This window comes from Reyranella massiliensis 521 (genome assembly GCF_000312425.1).
Lineage (GTDB): Bacteria > Pseudomonadota > Alphaproteobacteria > Reyranellales > Reyranellaceae > Reyranella > Reyranella massiliensis.
The window spans coordinates 2,528,081-2,533,624 of the sequence record NZ_HE997181.1; the positions used below are offsets into that span (position 1 = coordinate 2,528,081).

The 5,544-nt window shown below is 66.4% G+C and carries 7 protein-coding genes; all 7 read right to left on the minus strand.

Features of this window, described 5'->3' with window-relative positions; genetic code table 11:
• Window positions 1–108: 108 nt before the first annotated feature.
• Window positions 109–525, minus strand: a complete 417-nt coding sequence (locus BN60_RS12425; RefSeq protein WP_020696381.1) for a RidA family protein — start codon at window positions 523–525, stop codon at window positions 109–111.
• 145 nt (window positions 526–670) lie between these two features.
• Window positions 671–1,600, minus strand: coding sequence for a fumarylacetoacetate hydrolase family protein (locus BN60_RS12430; protein ID WP_020696382.1), 930 nt, complete (start codon window positions 1,598–1,600; stop codon window positions 671–673).
• Window positions 1,597–1,929: a carboxymuconolactone decarboxylase family protein gene (locus tag BN60_RS12435; protein WP_020696383.1), complete on the minus strand. Its 333-nt coding sequence runs from the start codon at window positions 1,927–1,929 to the stop codon at window positions 1,597–1,599. Before BN60_RS12435 ends, BN60_RS12430 begins: the two co-directional genes overlap by 4 nt.
• A gap of 16 nt (window positions 1,930–1,945) precedes the next feature.
• Complete coding sequence (locus BN60_RS12440) at window positions 1,946–2,893, minus strand: VOC family protein (RefSeq protein WP_020696384.1); 948 nt, start codon at window positions 2,891–2,893, stop codon at window positions 1,946–1,948.
• A gap of 26 nt (window positions 2,894–2,919) precedes the next feature.
• Complete coding sequence (locus BN60_RS12445) at window positions 2,920–3,720, minus strand: alpha/beta fold hydrolase (protein ID WP_020696385.1); 801 nt, start codon at window positions 3,718–3,720, stop codon at window positions 2,920–2,922.
• Window positions 3,721–3,722: 2 nt separating this feature from the next.
• Entirely contained in the window at window positions 3,723–4,592 is an 870-nt protein-coding gene (locus tag BN60_RS12450) for a fumarylacetoacetate hydrolase family protein (protein ID WP_020696386.1), read from the minus strand.
• An 18-nt stretch (window positions 4,593–4,610) separates the two neighbouring features.
• A complete protein-coding gene (locus BN60_RS12455; protein WP_020696387.1) occupies window positions 4,611–5,465 on the minus strand; it encodes a DODA-type extradiol aromatic ring-opening family dioxygenase in 855 nt (284 codons plus the stop codon).
• Window positions 5,466–5,544 lie beyond the last annotated feature (79 nt).

Consider the following 5,544-nt stretch of genomic DNA (forward strand, 5'->3'; position numbering starts at 1 on the left):
ATCCTCCTCTCCATTCAAATGGGGAGGTGGCCCGTAGGGCCGGAGGGGTCATGCCCCACTGTCAGCTCAGACGCTGACACCTCTCCCGTTGACGGGGGAGGCTTTGCACTACGCCTTCGGCAGGAACACGACCGACGGCTCGACCTCGATCAGGAAATCCTCGCTCGCGAGGCTCGGCACGCCGATCCAGGTCGTGCAGGGCGGATTGTCGCCGAACGTCGCCTTGAGCGCGGCGCTGATGGCCTTGCCCTCATGGATATGGCTTTGCTTGATGTAGAGCCGCAGCGCGCCGACCTGGTCGAGGTGGGCGCCGGCCGACGCCAGCGCCGTCGCGAGATTCTCCAGGCTCTTTTCGAGCTGGCGACCGATGTCGCCGGGGCCGACGAGGTTGCCGTCGGCATCCCAGGCAACCTGTCCCGAGACATGCACCTCCCGCCCCAGCGGCGTCGCGATCACCGCGACCTGCGCGAAGCCGTATTGCAGACTGTCGAAGAGATCTGTGGGCGCGTGAATGGATCGGGTCATGCCGTACCTTCTCATGGCCTTTGAGAAGCTGCCACTCCAGCATACTTGTCATCCTGAGCGCAGCGAAGGATCTCATGCCGATTGCCCCACCGATGGCAAGCGGCGATGAGGTCCTTCGCTTACGCTCAGGACGACAGAGATATGTCTACTTCGCGTGCTTGCCCGTGAGCTGCGGGGTGTGTGCGCCCTCGCCGCCCTTCTCCTTGTGCTGGAGGCGGGTCGTGCGGGCCCAGGTGCGCTTCAGCTCGTCCTTCACGTTGAAGTGCAGCGTGCCGACCTTCTCGACGGTGAGTTCGATCCTGTCGCCGTCCATGAAGGAGTGCAGCCCGCGATGGTTGGTGCCGGTGGCGAGGATGTCGCCGGGCTGCAGGGTGTGGATCGAACTCACCCATTCGATGCAGCGCGGAATCTGGTGCGCCATGTCGCTGGTGTTGAACTTCTGCATGGTCTCGCCGTTGTTCTTCAGTTCGATGGCGAGGTTCTGCGGATCGGCGATCTCGTCGGCCGTGACGATGCAGGGGCCGATCGGCGCGAAGGTGTCGCGCGATTTCATCTGGAAGAAGACGTTGCCCGGCGGCGGCAGGCCGCGGGCCGACCCGTCGATGAAGCAGGTGTAGCCGAAGACGTGCTTCATGGCGTCGGCCTGCGAGACGCGCGTGGCCGGCTTGCCGATCACCAGCGCGAGTTCGGCCTCGCCCTCGAAGATGCTGGCCGGCGCATCGGGCAGCACCATCGTGTCGCCGTCGCCGATCACCGCCGTCGCCGCCTTGTGGAAGGCGTTGATCTGCGGCTTCTCCGGCAAGGTGCCGTCCTCCATGTAGTTCACCGCCATGCAGACGATGTTGCCGGGCTTCGGCACCGGCGGCCGCAGGCGCACGCCCTTCAGTGGCTGGCCCTTACCCTCGCTGGCCGCCTTCTCGACCGTGGCCTTGTAGGAATCCCATTTGGCAATGAGGCCCAGGATCAGGTCGCGCGAATCGAGGTGCGGGATATCCTTCACGGCGTCGGTGACGTCGACGACGCTGTCACCCTTGATGACGCCGAGCCGCCACTCGTTGAAATAACAAAGCTTCACTTCTTCTCTCCCTCTTCAAGCACCTTCTTGGCCACGTTGGCGGCCGACATGGCCGTCGGCCAGCCGGAGTAGAACGCCAGGTGCGTGATCAACTCGATCAGCTCTTCCTTCGTCACGCCGTTGGCGATGGCTCGCGCGAAATGTCCGGTCTGCTGTTCCGTGCGGTTGAGCGCCACCAGGGCCGCACAGGTGATCAGGCTGCGGTCGCGCTTGGACAGGCCCGGCCGCTCCCAGACGTCGCCGAACAGCACGTTGTCGGTCAGGTCCATCAGCTTGGGCGCCAACCCGCGCAACTGGTCGCGCGGGTTGGCGGCGGGTGGCTTGGACATGGATCATACCTCCTTGCTAAGGGCTGGCATGATGCCGGAAACGCTCCGGCGGGGCTTCTCCCCATTGCGACTGGAACCCCTCCTCGACGCTGAGGAGATTGCCCCCGTTGGCTGCGTTCAGCCGGTCCGTGTCGGCCCAGCGCTCATGCACGCGGCCCCACGGATCGCACCAGTAGTCGTAGACCTGGCTGCCGAGCAGATGACGGCCGATGCCCCACATATGGTCGTACTTGCCGAGCTTCTTGAGATACTCGTGATCCTGAAAGATCGCGTCGATGTCGTGCGCCTCGTAGGAGACGTGGTTCAGGCCCCGCTTCTCGTTGTGGATGCAGAACAGGACATGGTGATCGACATAGTCGTCGCCGCGGTCGAGCCGGCTGAACGCCCCGATCACGTTTTCCTTCGGGCCGGCATAGACGTCGTCTGAGCGGATCATGCCCAGCGTCTCGCGGAACCACGCGGCCGTCTCCTGGACATTAGGCGTCGCCAGCACGCCGTGCCCGATGCGCTGGATCGGCGTCGGCGACTTCGTAAGCCGCATGACGCGGCCGGCGCGCCGGTGCGGCTCGCTGCCCGTGTTCAGCAAGTCGCGTTCGGTCTTCGCCGCAGGCACCGCCTGCATGCCGTGGACGACCTCGATCTGGTAGCCGTTCGGCTCCACGAGCCGCACGCGCTTGCCGCCGCCCGGCTCGTCGATGGTCTCGATGCCCGACGCGCCCGGCAGCTTGGCGACGCGCTTGAGATCGTCCTCGCTCGCCGCGTGATAGGCGAAGCCGATGAACTTCGTGCCGCCCTTGTGGACGGCGTGCAGGTGATGATGCCCGTCGGTGCCGCGCATGTAGAGTGCGTCCGGCGTGCGCTCCGCCCGCACCAGTCCGAAATGGGTGAGGAACTCCTCCATCTCGTCGAGGTCCGGCGCCTCCATGCGGGGAAAGGCAAACTCTGCCACCTTGATCGCGACCATCGTTTCCTCCGTACCTTTTCGTGTTCCTATCGGCGCATGTTGGCGGCGAGCCACTGTACCGTGGCCGCCACCGCCTGATCGTCGATGCCCCAGAAGCCGTGATAGTGCGACGAGCCGCACGGATCGGCCGTCTTGCTGCGCGGGCCGCCGCCTTCCAGCGTGACCACATCGACCCGCGGCGAGCCCGTCAGCATCTCCTTGAATTTCTCGGCATCGGCCGGCGGCGAGGCACGGCAGGAATCGAGCCGGTGACGCAGCAGCAGCACCGGCACGCGGATTTCCATCACGTCGCCCACGGTGCTCGCGCTGCCGCCCTTGCCCTCGTTGCCCATCAGGACGCCGGACGAGATCACCGCCGCATCGGGCAGCACCGCCGACTGCCGCGTGAAGACGCTGGCAACCGCCAGCGCGCCGCGGCTGGTGCCGATGATCGCCACGGGCCGCGCCTCCTCGCGCGCGGCGGCGACCACCGCGGCCACGTCCTGGGCATAGGCTTTGCCGAAGCGAAAGTTGTGCGTGCTCTTGAGGTCGGCGGCGACGTCGGGCACGAACACGGCATAGCCCGCCCGCACATAGAGGCTGCGCGTGCGCACCAGGTGATTGTCGGCAAGCCTGCTGCCGATGCGGCCCTGGGAGTCGATGTCGAGCACGCCGTCCCCGCCCGCCATCAGCACGACGCTGCCGATGGGAGCGGCCGGCCTGTCGACCAGAACGCGCAGGCTCACGTTCGGCCGCGGCGACAGGGTGAGCAGCGTGTCGGCCGCGAACGTCGGCAGCGCCAGGAACGACAGTCCCAGCAACGCACCGAGGAACGCGGCCGGCCACATGGCTACTTGCTCTTGAACTTGTCGGGCAGGCGTTCCTCGTTGCCGAGCGCCACCCTGCGCACGCCCTCGCTGTCGGGGCTGGGCGGGAAGCCTTCGGCGGCACGCGGCGCCGGCGTCTCGACGACCGTATTGGAGAGCCGGCCGACGCCCGTCACTTCGACGTCGATCGTGTCCCCCGCCTGCAGCGGCCGCGAGTTGGCCGGCGTGCCGGTCAGCAGGATGTCGCCCGGCAGGAAGGTGATGTGGCGCGCGAGGTCGGCGATCAGGTAGCCGCAGTCGAAGATCTGCTCGCTGACCGCGCCCTCCTGCACCATCCTGCCGTTCTTGTAGCTGCGCAGGGTCGACTGCCGCACGTCGACGCCGGAGACGAGGCCCGGCCCGATGGGACAGAAGCCGTCCATGCCCTTGACCCGCAGCATCGAGCCGCCGTCGGTGTCGCGGAAGTCGTGACAACCGAAGTCGTTGGCGGGCGCGAAGCCCGCGATGCAGTCCCACGCCTCCTCGCGCGTCACGTTCTTCGTGACCTTGCCGAACACGACGGCCATCTCGCCCTCGTAGTTCACGTAGGTATAGCCCTGCGGCTTCACCAGCTCGCCCTTGTGGGCGTTGAGCGCGGTCAGCGGCTTCTGGAAATAGGTCGGCGTCTTGGGCGGCACGCGCGTGTTGTTGAACTCGTAGTAGCGCGAGATGTAGTTCACGTGCACGCACAGGATCTTGGTCGGGCTGCAGGGCGGCAGATGGACCACGTCCTTCTCCTCGCAGGTGCGGCCGTCGGCGAAGACGATCTTGCCGTCCCTGAACTCCACCCAATAGGCGCTGCCGTCCTTCATGACGTGACGAACTTCTTTGCGCGGCCCCTCGAGAACGCTCATCCTGCTCACTCTCCTCGCCTAGAGATCGAACCAGACGTGGACGTTGCCGGTGCCCGCCGCGTTCTCGTATTCCGAGAGCTGCGTGCCCCGGGCGCGGCAGGCCTTGCCGCCCAGCGCCCCCATCATCTGCGCATAGTGCGCACCGTGGCCTTCGTATTTCGCGGCTTCCAGCTCGGGGAAGCGGTCGAGCACGGTGTCGTGCCGCCCCTCCTTCCACAGCGCCAGCACTTCCTGGTCGAGCGCGCGGTTCTTCTGGTCCGACACATTGTCGGGATGCCAGATGCGCGGGTTGGGCGGGATGTGGTCGAGGTCGTAGAACTTGTGGCTCATCGCTCCCGAAGCCAGCAGCACGACCCTCGCGTCGGAGCGGCGGATCGCTTCGGCCACCACTTCGCCCATCTGCAGGAAGTGATGGAACTTCGCGGTCTGGCAGGTGCCGACGCTCAGGACCTTCTCGCCGCGCCCGAGATAGTGCACGACGTTGATCGTGGGATAATGCAGCGGCAGCGTGGCCTCGCGGGCGTTGCGTGCCGGCACCCGGCGCTCCATCGCCACGTCCTCGACCAGCGCCGCCAGCTCGGGCGCGCCGCGATAGTCGTAGGCGAAGCCCGACATGGCGAACGGCAGCTCGCTGGACGTGTAGAGGCCCTTGTAGTGCGGCGCGCCGGCCACGAGGTGCATGGAGGTCGTGATCCAGTGCGTATCGAACAGCACGAAGGTGTCGGGCTTCACCGCGTCGATCCTGGCCCGCACCCGATCGAAGCCTTCGATGAGATCGGAGTCCCGCCCGTTGCCGCGCTGCACGCGCACCTCCTTGGGCTGCACCAGCCCCGGATGATGCGAAACGATGGCCGCGCCGACGATCTGGCCCATGACTACCTCTCCTTTCCCACGCTCTTCTCCTCCCCCGTCAACGGGGGAGGTGCCTCGTCTTGCGAGGCGGAGGGGGCAT

What these genes read in the sequence shown, in the direction of transcription:
- BN60_RS12425 (WP_020696381.1), bottom strand. Translation starts at nt 525, where the DNA reads ATGACCCGATCCATTCACGCGCCCACAGATCTCTTCGACAGTCTGCAA.
- BN60_RS12435 (WP_020696383.1), bottom strand. Translation starts at nt 1,929, where the DNA reads ATGTCCAAGCCACCCGCCGCCAACCCGCGCGACCAGTTGCGCGGGTTG.
- BN60_RS12440 (WP_020696384.1), bottom strand. Translation starts at nt 2,893, where the DNA reads ATGGTCGCGATCAAGGTGGCAGAGTTTGCCTTTCCCCGCATGGAGGCG.
- BN60_RS12445 (WP_020696385.1), bottom strand. Translation starts at nt 3,720, where the DNA reads ATGTGGCCGGCCGCGTTCCTCGGTGCGTTGCTGGGACTGTCGTTCCTG.
- BN60_RS12450 (WP_020696386.1), bottom strand. Translation starts at nt 4,592, where the DNA reads ATGAGCGTTCTCGAGGGGCCGCGCAAAGAAGTTCGTCACGTCATGAAG.
- BN60_RS12455 (WP_020696387.1), bottom strand. Translation starts at nt 5,465, where the DNA reads ATGGGCCAGATCGTCGGCGCGGCCATCGTTTCGCATCATCCGGGGCTG.